This window comes from Achromobacter sp. 2789STDY5608621, assembly GCF_001299375.1.
Classification (GTDB): Bacteria; Pseudomonadota; Gammaproteobacteria; order Burkholderiales; family Burkholderiaceae_B; genus Achromobacter; species Achromobacter insuavis.
In genome coordinates, this window is sequence record NZ_CYTU01000019.1 from 62743 (window position 1) to 77983 (window position 15241).

Below are 15241 nucleotides of genomic sequence, written 5' to 3' on the forward strand. Positions count from 1 at the left end.
CGAACGGCCCTACACCAGCCCGCTCAACGACGAACACCGCGCCGGCACCTTCGCCTGCGCCGGCTGCGCCCAGAAGCTGTTCGCGTCGACCACCAAGTTCGACAGCGGCACCGGCTGGCCCAGCTTCTGGCAGCCGCTGGAACACGCCGTCGACACGCTGGAAGACCGCAGCTTCGGCATGACCCGCACCGCCGTCAATTGCAGCAATTGCGGCGGCCACCTGGGCCACGTCTTCGATGACGGCCCGCGCCCGACCGGACTGCGCTACTGCATGAACGGCGTGGCCATGAGTTTCACCCCGCAGGCCTGATTGCGGCCCGCGTATTTTTTTCCGAGGATTGCGCATCATGCCCCTTCGTCCCCTCTCCCGCGCCCGCCAGGCCGCGCTGGCCGCCGCCGGCGCCCTGTTCGCCCTCGGCACGGCCAGCGCCGCCGAGACCGCTTTCATCATTCCGCCGCCCGCGCTCGACGCGGCGGTCGGCGCGCCACAGGAAAAGGCCGTGATCGCCGGCGGCTGCTTCTGGGGCGTGCAGGCGGTGTTCCAGCACGTCAAGGGCGTCACCTCGGCGGTTTCCGGCTACGCCGGCGGCCAGGCCTCCACCGCCGACTACGACACCGTCAGCGGCGGCCGCAGCGGCCACGCCGAATCGGTGGAAATCACCTACGACCCCAGGCAGGTCAGCTATGGCCAGCTGCTGCAGATCTATTTCTCGGTGGCGCACGACCCGACCCAGCTCAACCGCCAGGGTCCGGACAGCGGCACGCAGTACCGCTCGACGGTGTTCCCGGCCAATGACGACCAGCGCAAGGTGGCCGAGGCCTACATCGCCCAACTGAACAAGTCCGGCGTCTACCCCAAGGCGCTGGCGACCACGGTCGAGCCGCTCAAGGGCTTCTACCCGGCCGAGGGCTATCACCAGGACTACCTGGTGCGGCACCCGTACAGCATGTACATCATGGTGAACGACGCGCCCAAGGTCGAGAACCTGGCCAAGACCTTCCCGGCGACGTATCGCGACAAGCCGGTGCTGGTGAATCCGTAGACAGCGGGTGAATCCGCAGGCGGCTGGCGGACAGGGCTGTCGTTGGAGGCCGTCGGCGGGGCTTGCCGCGCCGGCGGCCGCACCACGCGCGGCCGCCGTTGCCGTTGCACGCCATGCAGCCGAGGACGCGCTGTCGCGATGGCCGTAAAAACGCGCGTCTTGACGTTTTTCCTCGGCGCCTCGATAAGCAGGATAAATAATCAAAACCGCGCCGATTCTTAAAATCGAAAATCAGCATTTATCGTGCCTGACAGATAATATCGAATGTATCAATTCACGCCATATTGATAATATGGACCGTATCCAAAACCCCAATAAAAACAATTGGTTGGTATCCAAAATGCTGAAATCCGGCGCCCCGGATGGTATCTTTCAGGCAGTTTTTTAATTTGCAAAAAAGCGGGTATAAATTGCGTCCTTTTTCCACCGCCCACTCCAATCCATACAGGATATTTCAGCAAACGGAAACACGATTTCCGCTGGCGATTCTGCATGGCATCCGGACCGTGGGCCGAGACAAAAAGGACCCCAGTCTTGAAATACGGCACCCACAAGTGGCTGACGGCCACGGTCGCATTGAGTACCTCCTGCGGCGCCGCGATGGCCGCCGACCTGACGGTGGCGCCCGGCAACACGCAGGTGTTCGACGGCTCGGCCGCCTTCCCCGGCGGCGTTGACGTCAACGGCGGCACCCTGGTGGTCGGCGGCAACGGCGGCGGCGCCGGCGTCACCCTCACCGGCAACGTCAACGCGGCCGCCAACGGCACCGTCTCGGGCTTCGGCGCCATCAACGGCAACCTCAACGTAACGGGCGCGCGCGTCGCCCCCGGTTACCCCGTCGGCACGCCGACCGGCGTGTCCAACGGCAACCTCGTCGTGCGGGGCGACCTGTCGATGAACAACGCCGTGTTCGATTTCGAGACCGGCTACGCCGGCCTGCCCATCACGCAGCCCGGCACCGGCGACAACATCACGGTCGGCGGCAACGTCGCGCTGAACAACACGACCCTGAACGTGTCGGTCAACACCCTGGGCACCAACGCCGGCTACTACCGCATCCTGTCGTACGGCGGCACCCTGAGCGGCAACGGCCTGACGCTGGGCGCCGTCACCGGCGACTCGCAGCCCGCGGCGACCATCCAGTCGCTGACCGGCGACAAGCAGATCAACCTCATCCTCGGCCCGAGCACCACCAACCTGTGGAACGGCAACGGCGCGGCGTCCGCCACGCGCGCCGGCGGCGGCAACGGCACCTGGAGCGCCGCCAGCGGCAACTGGAACAGCCCCACCAACGCCACCGGCGCCCTGCCCGACGGCGGCTATGCCATCTTCACCGGCGCGGCCGGCACGGTCACCGTCGATGGCGTCGCCGGCCCGGTGCGCGTCTCGGGCATCCAGTTCGCCACCGACCGCTACACCGTGCAGGGCGCGCCCATCACCCTGGTCGGCAGCGGCGGCAACCCGCCGGCCCTGGTGGTCGGCGACGGCACCTACGCCTCGGGCCAATTCGTCGACACCATCCACAACTCGCTGCAGGGCACGCAGGGCTTCGTCAAGACCGGCCCGGGATCGCTGATCCTGACCGGCGACAGCAGCGGGCTGAGCGGCCCCATCCTGATCGCCGACGGCGCGCTGGAAATCGACGGCAAGTTGAACGGCCCGGTCGATATCGGCCGCGAAGTCGTGCTGGCCGGCGTCGGCCAGCTGGGCACCACCACGCTCTACCCCACCGCCGTGATCTCCCCGGGCAACGACGGCTCGCCCATCGGCACGCTGACGATCAACGGCAACCTGACCTTCGGCGCCGACACCGTCTATCGCGTGCACGCCGATCCGGCCAGCAGCGCCAGCGATCGCATCCACGTCACCGGCGTGGCCGTGCTGGACGGCACGGTGGCGCACGTCGGCCCCGCCGGCAACTACGCGCCGCGCACCACCTACAACATCCTGACGGCCGACGGCGGCATCCAGGGCCGCTTCACCGGCGCCTCCAGCGCCTACGCCTTCCTGACCCCCACGCTCAGCTACGACGCCAAGAACGCCTTCATGACGCTGACGCGCAACGACGTGCCGATCGGCAGCATTGGCGGCACCGGCAACGAAACCAGCGTCGGCGGCGCGCTGGACCAGGCAGATCCGCCCGCGAGCGGCAACGGCTCGGCCGCCAGCGGCAATGGCTCGACGACCGCCGGCAACGGCTCGTCCGTAGTCGGCAGCGGCAGCGCCGCGGCCGCCGGCACCGGCGCCCGCCAGGTGACGACGGCGGTGCTGACGATGACGCCCGACCAGGCCCGCTCGGCCCTGAAGCAGCTGTCCGGCGAGGCCTACGCCAGCACCGCCACCGTGCTGCAGAGCCAGGCCGACACCGTGCGCGCGCTGCCGCTCGACCACCTGCGCGGCAACCTCGACGCGCCGGCGCGCGCCGGCCAGCCGACGGCCCAGCTGGGCTCGCCGTCGGGCGATGCGCTGCCGCAAAGCGGCGCCTCGCCGGTCTGGGCGCAGGTCTTCGGCAACTGGAGCACCTTCGCCGGCGACGGCAACGCCTCGAGCGTCAACCAATCGTCCGGCGGCCTGTTCGTCGGCGGCGATGGCGCGGTCGGCGGCGGCTGGCGCCTGGGCGGCGCGGTCGGCTACACCGGCAGCCACAGCTCGCTCACCGATTCCGCCTCGCGCACCGACGTCGACAGCTACACCGCCTCGCTGTTCGGCGGCCGCAATTTCCAGGCCGGTCCGGGCCACATCCGCTTCATGGCCGGCGCCGCCTACACCTGGCACGACATCAACACCAAGCGCGACGTCGCGGCCGGCAGCCTGAACCAGCGCCTGGAGTCGTCCTACCGCGCCTCGTCGACGCAGCTGTTCAGCGAACTCGGCTACCACCTGCCGCTCAACGATGCCTACAGCATCGAACCTTATGCCGGCCTGGCCTGGAACCAGCTGCGCACGCGTGATTTCGAGGAATCGGGCGGATCGGCCGCCCTGCGCGGCAAGGGCCGCACCGACGGCGTGACCAGCAGCACGCTGGGCGTGCGCGGCGCCTGGCAGTTCGAGTCCAGCGGCGCGCCGGGCCGGCTGACCGCCTCGCTGGGCTGGCGCCACGCCATGGGCGACATCACGCCCAGCCAGCAACTGGCCTTCGACGGCGGCAGCACGTTCTCGGTGCGCGGCGTGCCGATCGCCAAGAACGCCGCGGTGGTCGGGCTGGGCGCTGAAATCGCGCTCGCCCGCAACACCACCGCCGGCGTCGCCTATGACGCGCAGTTCGGCGGCGGCAACCGCCAGCAGTCGGGCCTGCTCAAGCTGGCCGTGCGCTTCTAGGACAGCGCCGCAAGCACGCGGGCGTCGCGACCGCGGCGCCCGCCGCGCCGGGAACGCCCGCGCGCATTGCGCTACAGTGCGGGGGGCAGACGGAATCATCCGGGCATCCGGACCTCCGCCCTGCTCTCCCATGATCTCTTCGGCCTGGCGCGGCAACCGCGCCCGCGAGGCCGCGAACCCATGCACCCAGGAAAAGCACCGTAGTGAACGACACCCGCATGCCGGACGACGGCGACGCCGAATACCGCAAGGAACACCAAGCCACGCTGTGGCGCGATGATGGCTGGACCGCCCGCATCATCAAGAACGAAGACGACGACGGCTGGGCCGTCGAGATGACCCTGGACGGACAGGCCGAACCGGCCCTGGTGGGCCCATGGACCATGGGCCGCGACAAGAAGAACCCCAAGCCGCTCGACGCCCCCGCCTTCCACACCCTGGTCAAGACCGCCAACGAAGTCCTGCGCCGTCACGAGCAGCAATTGCACGCGACGCTGCACAAGAGCGTGAAGATCGACGCGGCCGCCGGCCGCCTGACCGTCAAGCTGGATATCGTTCCCGACGAAGACGAGCCCTATGCCGTGCTCAGCGCCTATGACGAATCCGGCGAACAGCTGGCCGAAATCCACGTGGCGCCCACCTACAAGCTGAGCGTGCAGCGGGCCTCGGAATGGGCCCGCGGCGGATTTGGGCGCGAGGGCTGACGCGCCGGCGGCCTGACCTTCGTCCCGCCATCACCCGTCCGCCCATCTCCCGGCCCCGATACAAGGGCCGGGAATGGCCGCAAACGCCGCTCAATGGCCCGTGCTGTCGCCCTGGCGGCTGGCCTCGAACAGGAACCAGGTGCGCCGCTCGGTCTCGTCGATCCAGTTCTCGATCAGGCTGGAGCTGGCGATGTCGCGATGCTCGTCGGTGACGTTGTGGGCTTCGCGCAGCGAGGCCGCCAGGGTCTTGTTGTCTTCGCGCAGCTCGGCCAGCATGTCCAGCGGCTGGACGTAATCGGCATCGTTGTCGGCGATGCGCTGCGAGCGCGAGATATGCCCGATCGACCGCAACGTGGTGCCGCCGATCTTGCGGATGCGTTCGGCGATGGGATCGGTCATGGCGAACAGCTGGTCGCCCTGCTCGTCCAGCAGCAGGTGGTAATCGCGAAAGTGCGGACCGCTGACGTGCCAGTGGAAATTCTTGGTCTTCAGGTACAGCGCGAACACATCGGCCAACACCTGGTTCAACACCGCGGAAATATCGCGGGTGGCGGCGGCGGCCAGATCGGTGGGGGTCGCCAGCGGGCGCTTGCGCAGCGTCTTCGCCGCCTTGGTGGTCTTCTCATTCAGTTTCTTGGCCATGAATCGCAGCTCCTGGAAATGATTCGGAAAACACGCGCGGCGCGATCGTTCACACCGCGACTTTCCAGGGTAATGCCGTGGGCGCGCTTTGGCAAAGGCCGCGCGCGGCTGGCGCCAGGCTGAATGCCACCGCCCCGACGGGCGTGACGCCGGCACTAGTCCGGCAGAACCTCGAACACCCTGCCCTGGCCGGAGAACAGCGCCACGCAAGCCTGGATGCGATCCGCGATCGAGCCCTGCGGCAGTGGCTGCGCCAGTCCCAGCGCCATCTGCCGCAGCGGTTCGGCGATGGTCATGGCCAGCAGCAGGCCGGCCGTGGCGCGCGGTTCCTTGATACGGATCAAGCCGCGCGCGGCGAGTTTCTCGAACCACCCGGCCAGCAGCGCGGTGCCGCGCTCGATGCCGTTTTCCTGGTAGACGGCCAGCAGCGCCGCGCGCGCCGGAAAGTCGGCGGTCAACAGCCGGAACATGCCCACCGCCTCGGCCGACAGCGCGCGGTCGGCGATCGCCTGCAGCACCCGCGCCAACGCCGACAGCACGTCGGCGGCGCCGCCGACCTCCTGCGCCATGACCGGCACGAAGGTGTCGGTCCAGCCGCGCACCACCTGCGCCACCAGGTCCTCGCGGTTGGCGGCGAAACGATAGACGGTCTTCTTGGCCATGCCGGCGCGCCTGGCCACCGCCTCCAGCGTGGCCGCCGCATAGCCTTCGTTCAGCAGCAGCCAGGTGGCGGCCTCCAGCGCGGCCGCGCGCAGTTCGGCGTCGGGCCGGGCGGGACGGCCGCGCGGACGCGGCGGGGGGGACGATGCCATGGTCGGGCGATGCTCCTGTGGTTGAGGTGCGATCTTACACGCTGCGATTATTTTGGAAACGAATAACGTTTCTTTATTGTAGAATCCGCTTTCCCCGTTACCGGAAAGCGCCACGATGACTCCCTCTCACCCCGACATGGCGCATATCGCCGCCGACATGGACACCCTGCTCGACCCCGCGCCGCTACACCTCGAAACCGGCATCACGCGGCTGCCCGGCGGCGGCCTGGTGGTGGCCGCGCGCACCGACCTGCACGGCTGCAAGGGCCGCATGTTCGACTGGTGGTTCAAGTTCTTCCAGACCACCCAGCACATCAAGTGGTGGCATCCGCAGGACCACGTCGAGCATCGCGGCTGGGACGGCGCCTGGCTCCGTGGCGAAAACTACATCGGCGCCTCGATCCACGCGGTCGAATCGCTGGCCGACCTGCCGCCGGTGGCGGCCAGGCTGAAGTTCCATGCGCCCGCCGAAGCCTTCGACGCGGAGCGCCTGCGCGCGGCCCAGGACAAGCAGGACGTGTCGGCGGCCGTCTACGCCCGCATCGGCTTCGGCGACCACGTCCAGCTGGACGCGGACGGCGATCCGATGGACGGCCAGATGATCCACCTGACGCGCGACACGCCGTTCGGCTGCGTGCTGCGCAGCCGCTTCTACCTGGGGCTGTCGAGCGAGCGGCCGGAACAGGAGGTGCCGGACGCGCTCGGGCTGAACCTGCTGCGCCACTGCTATACGGAGTTCACCTTCCTGTCGCGCTTCCTGCCGTCGATCTATTACGGCGAGCATGCCAACGGCGAGGCGGCGCCCCTGCCCTGGTAGCGCCGCCGGGCCCCGGGCAACGGGGCCGGAGCCGGCCCGGCGGAAGGAGTATGCTACGGCGCTTCACACCGGCCACACTCCTGTCACATCGCTATGCGCGGCAACCCCGACGCCCGGCAAGGCGCTATCGCCCTGCATGGGTTCTACTTCCTGTACTACGGCTTGCAGGGCGTCAGCATCCCGTTCCTTCCCTTGTGGTTCGCCAGCCGCGGCCTCGATCCGGCGCTGATCGGCCTGATCGTGGCGACCTCGTTCCTGCCCAAGATCCTGTCGACGCCGGTGGTGGCGCACGTGGCCGACCAGCGCGGCGGCGCGCACGGGCTGATCTTCGCCGCGCTGGCCGCCTCGCTGGCGCTGTTCATCTGCTACCCGTTCAGCGCGGCGCCCGCCTGGCTGTTCGCCGTCACCCTGCTGCTGAACGCCGTGTTCCCGGCGGTGCTGCCGCTGCTGGACCGCATGGCCATCGCCAGCGGCCGCGGCCAGGGCAATTCCTACACCATCATCCGCGCCTGCGGCTCGCTCGGCTTCGCGCTGGTCACGGTGGCCGGCGGCTACCTCATCAAGACCTTCGACGCCGATTGGGTGATGTGGCTGTCGATCCTGCTGATCGTCGCCTGCCTGGCCTGCGTGCGCCTGTTGCCGCAGGCCGCCCGCCCGAGCGCCGAGGAGGCGCCGGCCGAGCGCGTGCGGCTGCCGATGCGCGAGATCCTGCGCGACCGGCCGCTGCTGCTGTGCATCGGCGCCGCCTCGCTGGTGCAGGCCAGCAACGGCTTCCTGTATTCGTATTCCACGCTCTACTGGACCGACCGCGGCCTGTCGACGGCGCTGATATCGATGCTGTGGGCGGTGGGCGTGGCCAGCGAGGTGCTGTTCTTCTTCCTGGCGCCCAAGGTGCTGGCGCGGATCGGCGCCCAATGGCTGATCCTGGTTTCGGCCGCCATGACGGCGCTGCGCTGGGCCGGCCTGTCGGCCACCACCGACCCGGCCTGGATCGCGGCGCTGCAGGTGCTGCAATGCTTCACGCTGGCCGGCAACAATGCCGCCATCATGTGGTACATCGCGCGCCGCGTGCCGGCGGCCTGCAAGACCTCGGCCATCGCCCTCTATGCGCTGTTGTCGGGCGGCGTGTTCATGTTCGGCAGCATCCAGCTGGGCGGCGCGCTGTATCGCGGCTACGCGCCGGGCGGCTTCCTGGTGATGGCGCTGTGCGCGGCCTGCGCCATTCCGCTGGTGCTGGCCGCCGAGAAACGGGCGCGCCGGGACGCGCCGGCCAAGAACTCCTAGCGCGCGGACGGATCCGCGGGACGGCTCACGCCTTGCGCGCCATGGCCAGCGCCCGCGCCAGCGTCTCGAACACGCGCGGATCGGTGGACTGGGCCACGTTGAAGCGCAGGCAGTCGCCCGCGCTCAGCGACACGCTGAAGGCGTTGCCCGGCGCCAGCACCACGCCGTCGCGCAGGCAGGCGCGCGCCACCGTCGCGGCGTCGATGCCGGCCGGCAGCCGGCACCACAGGAACATGCCCGCCTTCGGCTGGAGCCACGGCACGATGCCGAGCGCCCGCAGGCGCGCGGTGGCGTTGTCGCGCTCCTCGGCCAGCCGCTGCCGCACCCACTCCATGTGCTTGCGGTAGCCGCTGTCGGTCAGGGTGCGGAACACCACGTCGGCCGCCAGCCGTCCGCCGCCGAACGTGGTGGCGATCTTCAGGTCGGCCAGGCTGTCGATCCAGTCGGCCCGCGCCGCGATGAAGCCGCAGCGCAGCGAGGCCGACACGGTCTTGGAGAAGCTGCCGATCTTGATGACGCGCGACAGGCCGTCGAAGGCGGCCAGACGCGGCGCCGGCGCATGTTCGAAGTCGGCGAAGATGTCGTCTTCCACGATCACCAGCCCCGCGCCGTCGGCGGCCTTGAGCAGCCGATGCGCCACCAGTGGCGACAGCGTGGCGCCGGTGGGGTTGTGGATGCCCGAATTGGTGATGTACAGGCGCGGCGCGTGCTCGCGCAGCGCCGCCTCGAAACGCGCCACGTCGGGCCCGTTCGGCGTGTATGGCACGCTGACCACGCGGGCGCGGTGCGCCTTGAGCAAGGCGTGGAAATTGAAATAGCAGGGATCGTCGACCAGCACCGTATCGCCCGGCTCCAGCAGGAACCGGCAGATCAGGTCGATCGCCTGGGTGCCGGACTCGGTCAGCATGAGCTGCTCGGGCGCCGTCTCGATGCCGGCGGCGGCCAGGCGCCGCGACAGCACCTGGCGCAGCCCGGGATGGCCGAGCGGCGTGGCGTATTCGGTCAGCGCCACCGAATCGGCCTTGGCCAGCGCGCGCAAGGCGCGGCGGATACCCGGCTCGTACATCCAGTCGGCCGGCAGCCAGCCGCAGCCGGGCCGCAGCGCGTCGGGCGCGGCCTCCAGCGACTGGCGCGAGACCCACAGCGGATCGATCTCGCGGTCCAGCTTGGGGCCGATCTCGGTCAGCGCGAGCGGCGCCACCGGGCCGGCGACGTAGAAGCCCGAACCCGGCCGCGACGTGATGCTGCCTTCCGCCGCCAGCCGCTCATAGGCCTCCACCACCGTCGACACCGATAGGCCCATCGCGCCGGCCTGCGCCCGCACCGACGGCAGGCGCGCGCCCGGCGAATACGCGCGCGATGCGATGCGCGACCGCACCTGCGCCATGACCGCCTCGATCCGGGTGCCGCCTGATGTCATTTCGCCTCCATCCGTACTGGACTGTTTTGCATAACAGTTATTTTAAATTGTACTGGACTGTCTCTGGGGAATCCGGCGCCCGGATGATTCACTGAACGCTTTGCGCGGAGCAGTGGATGGACAAGGCGACAAGCGGCTGGATCAATGGTTTCATCGGCGTGGCGATCTTCGCCGGCTCGCTGCCGGCGACCCGGGTGGCGGTGGCGCAACTCGATCCCATTTTCCTGACCGGCGCCCGCGCCACCATCGCCGCCCTGCTGGGCTGGGCCCTGCTGCGGCTGCTGCGCCAGCCGCGCCCGCGGCGCGCGGACCTGCCCGCGCTGGCGCTGACAGCCATCGGCGTGGTGCTGGGCTTTCCGCTGCTGACCGCGCTAGCGCTGCAGCACGTCACCTCGGCGCACTCGATCGTATTCCTCGGCCTGCTGCCGCTGTCCACCGCCATCTTCGCGGTGCTGCGCGGCGGCGAACGGCCGAAGCCGGCCTTCTGGCTGTTCTCGGTGGCGGGCGCGGCCTTCGTGGTGGGCTACGCGCTGACGGGCGGCCTGGACGTGTCGCTCAAGGGCGACCTGCTGATGCTGGCGGCCATCGTGGTCTGCGGCATGGGCTACGCCGAAGGCGCCAAGCTGTCGCGCACGCTGGGCGGCTGGCAGGTCATCAGCTGGGCGCTGGTGCTGTCGCTGCCGGTGATGCTGCCGCTGACGCTGCTCACCTGGCCGCCCTCGTTCGCGCAGGTCACCCCGGCCGGCTGGATCGGCCTGGCCTATGTGTCGCTGTTCAGCATGCTGATCGGCTTCGTGTTCTGGTACCGCGGCCTGGCCCAGGGCGGCATCGCGGCGGTGGGCCAGTTGCAGCTGTTCCAGCCCTTCATGGGCCTGGGCCTGGCGGCGCTGCTGCTGCACGAGCAGGTCAGCTGGGGCATGCTGCTGGTGACGCTGGCCGCCGTGATCTGCGTGGCCGGGGCCAAGAAGCACGCCCGCTGAGCGCGCATCGCGCCAGGCCAGGCGGGGCGCGGTGCGCCGCGCTCAGTCCTTGGCGGGCGCCAGCGCCTTGAGGCCGACGATGCCCGAAATGATCAGGACGAAACACATCAGCCGCAGGAAACTGCGGTCCTCGCCCAGGAACAGCGAGCCATACACGGCAGTGCCGACCGCGCCGATCCCGACCCACACGGCATAGGCCGTGCCGACCGGGATGGTGCGCGTCGCCAGCGACAGCAGGTACATACTGATGCCGATGAACAGAATGCAGAACAGGCTGGGGCCGAGCCGGGTGAAACCGTCGGTCCTGGGCATCGCGGCGGCGTAGAACACCTCCGCCACCCCCGCCAGCGCCAGATAGATCCATCCCATGCCGTTCCCCTTTTTATTGCGACGCACCAAAAAGCGGAATATACCGTAAGGCATGGCCGCGGCCGGCCAGAAAAAAGGCGCCGGACAAAGCCGGCGCCTGTTGCGTTGCGGTCAACGGACCCTCGGGTTCCGTCAGCAGCAGCCGATGCGTTTCTTGCCGCCGTAGCGGGCGTCCTGCCGCTCGCGGAAGAAGTCCTCGTAGCTCATCGGCTCCTGGTCGGGATGGGTGCGCCGCATGTGCTCGACGTAGGTTTCATAGTCGGGCACGCCGACCATCAGCCTGAGCGTCTGGCCCAGGTAGCGGCCGGCGGCGCCGGCCGCCGAAGTCATGTTGGAAAACAGCATGGCGGCGCCTCCTTGCGTCAGTCCGCGCCCGCGGCGACGGGGGCCGGCAGGGTTTCGTAGGGCGTTTCGCGCGCGGTCGGCTGGTTCTCGGCGCGGGCGCGCTGCACCGAACGGATGCCGAACACCACGATGCTGACCACCACGAACATGAAGATCGCGCACAGGCCGGCGTTGATGTAGTCGTTCAGCACCACGCGCGACATTTCCGCCAGCGACTTGGCCGGGGCCAGCACCTTGCCTTCGGCGATGGCGGCGTTGTACTTGGCCGCGTGCGACAGGAAGCTGACCTTGGGGTCGGCATGGAACAGCTTCTGCCAGCCGGCGGTCAGGGTGCACGCCAGCAGCCACAGCGTGGGCAGCACGGTGACCCAGGCGTAGCGGTCGCGTTTCATCTTGAACAGCACCACGGTGCCCAGCGTCAGCGCGATCGCGGCCAGCATCTGGTTGGCGATGCCGAACAGCGGCCACAGCGTGTTGATGCCGCCCAGCGGATCGACCACGCCCTGGTACAGGAAGTAGCCCCAGGCCGCCACGCACAGACCGGTGGCGATCAGGTTGGCGGGCAGCGACTCGGTGCGCTTGAGCGACGGAGCGAAGGTGCCCAGCAGGTCCTGCAGCATGAAGCGGCCCGCGCGGGTGCCGGCGTCCACGGCCGTCAGGATGAACAGCGCCTCGAACAGGATGGCGAAGTGGTACCAGAACGCCATCATGCTGGGGCCGCCGATGGCCTGGTGCAGGATATGCGCCATGCCCACGGCCAGCGTCGGCGCGCCGCCGGCGCGCGAGATGATGGTGCTCTCGCCGACGTCCTTGGCGGTCTGCACCAGGTCGGCCGGGGTGATCACGAAGCCCCAGCTGGACACCACCTGGGCGACCTGGTCGGGCGTGGTGCCGATGACGGCCGCCGGGCTGTTCATGGCGTAGTAGATGCCCGGCTCGATCACGCAAGCGGCCACCAGCGCCATGATGGCGACGAACGATTCCATCAGCATGCCGCCGTAACCGATGTAGCGGGCCTGGGTTTCGTTCTCGATCAGCTTGGGCGTGGTGCCCGACGAGATCAGGGCATGGAAGCCCGACACCGCGCCGCAGGCGATGGTGATGAACAGGAACGGGAACAGGTTGCCCGACCACACCGGACCGGAGCCGTCCACGAACTGCGTCAGCGCCGGCATTTTCAGCTCGGGCGCGACCACCACGATGCCGATGGCCAGGCCGACGATGGTGCCGATCTTCAGGAAGGTCGACAGGTAGTCGCGCGGGGCCAGCAGCAGCCACACGGGCAGCACCGAGGCGATGAAGCCGTAGACGATCAGGATCCAGGTCAGGCCCTTGCCGTCGAAGTCGAACATCGGGCCGATGACCGGATGCGCGGCCACGTCCTGGCCGAAGGTGATGGCGGCCATCAGGCCGACGAAGCCGATGATGGACACTTCGCCGATCTTGCCCGGGCGGATGTAGCGCAGGTACACGCCCATGAAGAGCGCGATGGGGATGGTGGCGGCCACCGTGAAGGTGCCCCACGGCGAGTGCGTCAGGGCCTTGACCACGATCAGCGCCAGCACCGCCAGGATGATGACCATGATCATGAAGGCGCCGAACAGCGCGATCACGCCCGGGATCTTGCCCAGCTCGGACTTGACCAGGTCGCCCAGCGAACGGCCGTCGCGGCGCGTCGAGATGAAGAGGATGGTGAAGTCCTGCACGGCGCCGGCGAACACCACGCCGGCCAGGATCCACAGCATGCCCGGCAGGTAGCCCATCTGCGCGGCCAGCACCGGGCCGACCAGGGGGCCGGCGCCGGCGATGGCAGCGAAGTGGTGGCCGAACAGCACGTGCTTGTTGGTCGGGACGTAGTCCAGGCCGTCGTTGTGCTTCCAGGCCGGCGTCATGCGCGTCGGATCAAGGCGGAACACCTTGTTGGCGATGAAGCGGCTGTAATAGCGGTATGCGATCAAGTACACGCAGACGGCGGCAATCACCACCCATAGCGCATTGATGGTCTCCCCTCTGGCCAGCGCCACGGTGCCGAGCGCGAACGCGCCCAATACCGCAACCGCCAGCCAGACCAGGTGCTGACCCAGTCCCTTACTGCTGGTATGCATAAGTGCTCCTCTTGCCTCCCGCCATGCTTTTGGCGTGCAACGCTTTTTTCGTCCCGCGGGTGGGCAGACTCATTGTTGTAGGGTGGCGGACGCGAACGTCCACGCGGCGTCCGGTCGACGCGGGCGTTAGTATTTCGGTTTGACCTGGACGCAACAAGCGCGGAACTACGCAATCGCGCTACGTGGTACTACGGAAAGCGCCGCAGCATATTTGCGCCGCGATCGTAAAATCGGCGGCACACCCGCCCGTCCGGCGTGGCCCGATACCCTTGATGCACCGCAACACGCGCTTGCCGCGCTGATACAAATCCCCTGATGAAGCTGCGCCTGAAAATCCTGCTGCTGGCCGCCGTCCCCCTGCTGGTGGCGCTGGCGGCCATCGCCGTGGCCGTCTACGTGCAGGGCCTGCAACTGGCCCAGCGCGAAAAGGAAGTGGTGGAAAGCGCCTGGCTCGGCAGCAAGGAAAGCGAGCTGCGCCACTATGTCAGCCTGGCCTACAGCGCCATCGCCCCGCTGCAGGACGCCAGCGACGGCGACGCCGCCCGCGAGCGCGCGCTGGCGCTGCTGGCGCAGATGGAGTTCGGCCACGACGGCTATTTCTTCGTCTACGACCTGCACGGCAAGAACCTGATGCACCCGCGCCAGCCGGAACTGGTCGGCCAGGACCTCTGGAGCCTGCGCGACACCCGCGGCCAGCCGGTGATCCAGAACCTGCTGACGGCGGCCCGCCGCGGCGGCAGCCAGGGCGAGGCGGTGCACTACCTGTGGGAAAAGCCCTCGACCCACCAGACGGTGGAGAAACTCGGCTACGTGGTGGTGCTGGAACGCTGGGGCTGGATGCTGGGCACCGGCATCTACCTGGACGACGTCGAGCAGACCCTGGCGCACATCGACGCCGCCGCCCAGTCCAACATCCGCGACATGTTCGCCTGGGTCGCCGGCATCGCGGCGGTCTCGATCCTGGGGGTGGCGGCCTGCGGCCTGGCGCTCAATATCAGCGACCACCGCCAGTCCGACGCCAAGCTGCGGCTGATGGCGCAGCAGCTGGTGCGCTCGCAGGAAGACGAACGGGCCCGCCTGTCGCGCGAACTGCACGACGGCATCAGCCAGGTGCTGGTGTCGATCAAGCTGGCGCTGGAGGCCGCGCGCGAGCGATTGCGCCAGGCCCTGGGGGCCGAGCCGCGCGCGCTGGCGCACATCGACACGCCGCTGGGCGGCGCGCTCGACCGCCTCAACACCGCCGTGGGCGAGGTGCGCCGCATCTCGCACAACCTGCGCCCCACCCTGCTGGACGACCTGGGCCTGCCGGCCGCGCTCGAACACCTGGGCCGCGAATTCGCCGGCGCCAGCCAGCACGGCGCGGCCCCGCTGGCCGTGCGCCTGTCGACCCAGGGCCGGCCGG

At 68.9% G+C, this 15241-nt stretch carries 14 protein-coding genes; 8 read left to right on the forward strand and 6 right to left on the reverse strand.

Translation table 11 applies throughout. The features are described from left to right. The 4 genes from msrB to AOZ53_RS18510 all read left to right on the forward strand — a co-directional run. Positions 1-310 (forward strand): peptide-methionine (R)-S-oxide reductase MsrB (msrB, locus tag AOZ53_RS18495; protein WP_082385677.1); only part of this gene is annotated, 310 nt, incomplete at its 5' end. Positions 311-347: 37 nt separating this feature from the next. Then, entirely contained in the window at positions 348-1043 is a 696-nt protein-coding gene (gene msrA, locus AOZ53_RS18500) for a peptide-methionine (S)-S-oxide reductase MsrA (RefSeq protein WP_054460948.1), read from the forward strand. 534 nt (positions 1044-1577) lie between these two features. Next, on the forward strand, positions 1578-4361 hold the full coding sequence (locus tag AOZ53_RS18505; protein WP_054488826.1) for an autotransporter family protein: 2784 nt from the start codon (positions 1578-1580) through the stop codon (positions 4359-4361). A gap of 203 nt (positions 4362-4564) precedes the next feature. Continuing rightward, the gene (locus AOZ53_RS18510) at positions 4565-5065 is read left to right on the forward strand and encodes a hypothetical protein (RefSeq protein ID WP_082385678.1); all 501 of its coding nucleotides are present in this window, start codon (positions 4565-4567) and stop codon (positions 5063-5065) included. 90 nt (positions 5066-5155) lie between these two features. On the opposite strand, the gene AOZ53_RS18515 is transcribed toward AOZ53_RS18510, so the two are convergent. Together AOZ53_RS18515 and AOZ53_RS18520 are read right to left on the reverse strand one after the other, a co-directional pair. Then, on the reverse strand, positions 5156-5707 hold the full coding sequence (locus tag AOZ53_RS18515; protein ID WP_006395275.1) for a Dps family protein: 552 nt from the start codon (positions 5705-5707) through the stop codon (positions 5156-5158). A gap of 155 nt (positions 5708-5862) precedes the next feature. After that, positions 5863-6519 carry a TetR/AcrR family transcriptional regulator gene (locus AOZ53_RS18520; protein WP_054488830.1) on the reverse strand — a complete coding sequence of 219 codons (657 nt, stop codon included), beginning with the start codon at positions 6517-6519 and terminating at the stop codon, positions 5863-5865. Positions 6520-6634: 115 nt separating this feature from the next. Here AOZ53_RS18520 and AOZ53_RS18525 point away from each other — a divergent pair, with 115 nt between their 5' ends. Beyond that, positions 6635-7336 (forward strand): DAPG hydrolase family protein, encoded by a 702-nt coding sequence (locus AOZ53_RS18525; RefSeq protein ID WP_054488833.1) that lies wholly within the window; start codon positions 6635-6637, stop codon positions 7334-7336. Positions 7337-7429: 93 nt separating this feature from the next. Then, positions 7430-8620 (forward strand): MFS transporter, encoded by a 1191-nt coding sequence (locus AOZ53_RS18530; protein WP_054430631.1) that lies wholly within the window; start codon positions 7430-7432, stop codon positions 8618-8620. A 25-nt stretch (positions 8621-8645) separates the two neighbouring features. Here AOZ53_RS18530 and AOZ53_RS18535 read toward each other — a convergent pair whose 3' ends face one another. Further along, on the reverse strand, positions 8646-10040 hold the full coding sequence (locus tag AOZ53_RS18535) for an aminotransferase-like domain-containing protein (RefSeq protein ID WP_054430632.1): 1395 nt from the start codon (positions 10038-10040) through the stop codon (positions 8646-8648). 116 nt (positions 10041-10156) lie between these two features. On the opposite strand from AOZ53_RS18535, the gene AOZ53_RS18540 reads away from it, so the two are divergent. Next, positions 10157-11020: a DMT family transporter gene (locus AOZ53_RS18540; RefSeq protein WP_054430633.1), complete on the forward strand. Its 864-nt coding sequence runs from the start codon at positions 10157-10159 to the stop codon at positions 11018-11020. Between the two features lie 42 nt (positions 11021-11062). Here the strand turns inward: AOZ53_RS18540 and AOZ53_RS18545 are convergent, their stop codons facing one another. The 3 genes from AOZ53_RS18545 to AOZ53_RS18555 all read right to left on the reverse strand — a co-directional run bounded on the left by AOZ53_RS18545 (position 11063) and on the right by AOZ53_RS18555 (position 13839). Beyond that, on the reverse strand, positions 11063-11389 hold the full coding sequence (locus AOZ53_RS18545; protein WP_054430634.1) for a DMT family transporter: 327 nt from the start codon (positions 11387-11389) through the stop codon (positions 11063-11065). A 132-nt stretch (positions 11390-11521) separates the two neighbouring features. Next, a complete protein-coding gene (locus AOZ53_RS18550) occupies positions 11522-11734 on the reverse strand; it encodes a YbdD/YjiX family protein (protein ID WP_085943770.1) in 213 nt (70 codons plus the stop codon). 17 nt (positions 11735-11751) lie between these two features. Beyond that, on the reverse strand, positions 11752-13839 hold the full coding sequence (locus AOZ53_RS18555; protein WP_054430635.1) for a carbon starvation CstA family protein: 2088 nt from the start codon (positions 13837-13839) through the stop codon (positions 11752-11754). A gap of 315 nt (positions 13840-14154) precedes the next feature. Here AOZ53_RS18555 and AOZ53_RS18560 point away from each other — a divergent pair. Next, the coding region (locus AOZ53_RS18560; protein ID WP_054488835.1) for a cache domain-containing protein at positions 14155-15241 on the forward strand (1087 nt) is incomplete at its 3' end.

What these genes read in the sequence shown, in the direction of transcription:
- msrA (WP_054460948.1), top strand. Translation starts at nt 348, where the DNA reads ATGCCCCTTCGTCCCCTCTCCCGCGCCCGCCAGGCCGCGCTGGCCGCC.
- AOZ53_RS18515 (WP_006395275.1), bottom strand. Translation starts at nt 5,707, where the DNA reads ATGGCCAAGAAACTGAATGAGAAGACCACCAAGGCGGCGAAGACGCTG.
- AOZ53_RS18520 (WP_054488830.1), bottom strand. Translation starts at nt 6,519, where the DNA reads ATGGCATCGTCCCCCCCGCCGCGTCCGCGCGGCCGTCCCGCCCGGCCC.
- AOZ53_RS18525 (WP_054488833.1), top strand. Translation starts at nt 6,635, where the DNA reads ATGACTCCCTCTCACCCCGACATGGCGCATATCGCCGCCGACATGGAC.
- AOZ53_RS18530 (WP_054430631.1), top strand. Translation starts at nt 7,430, where the DNA reads ATGCGCGGCAACCCCGACGCCCGGCAAGGCGCTATCGCCCTGCATGGG.
- AOZ53_RS18535 (WP_054430632.1), bottom strand. Translation starts at nt 10,040, where the DNA reads ATGACATCAGGCGGCACCCGGATCGAGGCGGTCATGGCGCAGGTGCGG.
- AOZ53_RS18540 (WP_054430633.1), top strand. Translation starts at nt 10,157, where the DNA reads ATGGACAAGGCGACAAGCGGCTGGATCAATGGTTTCATCGGCGTGGCG.
- AOZ53_RS18545 (WP_054430634.1), bottom strand. Translation starts at nt 11,389, where the DNA reads ATGGGATGGATCTATCTGGCGCTGGCGGGGGTGGCGGAGGTGTTCTAC.
- AOZ53_RS18550 (WP_085943770.1), bottom strand. Translation starts at nt 11,734, where the DNA reads ATGCTGTTTTCCAACATGACTTCGGCGGCCGGCGCCGCCGGCCGCTAC.
- AOZ53_RS18555 (WP_054430635.1), bottom strand. Translation starts at nt 13,839, where the DNA reads ATGCATACCAGCAGTAAGGGACTGGGTCAGCACCTGGTCTGGCTGGCG.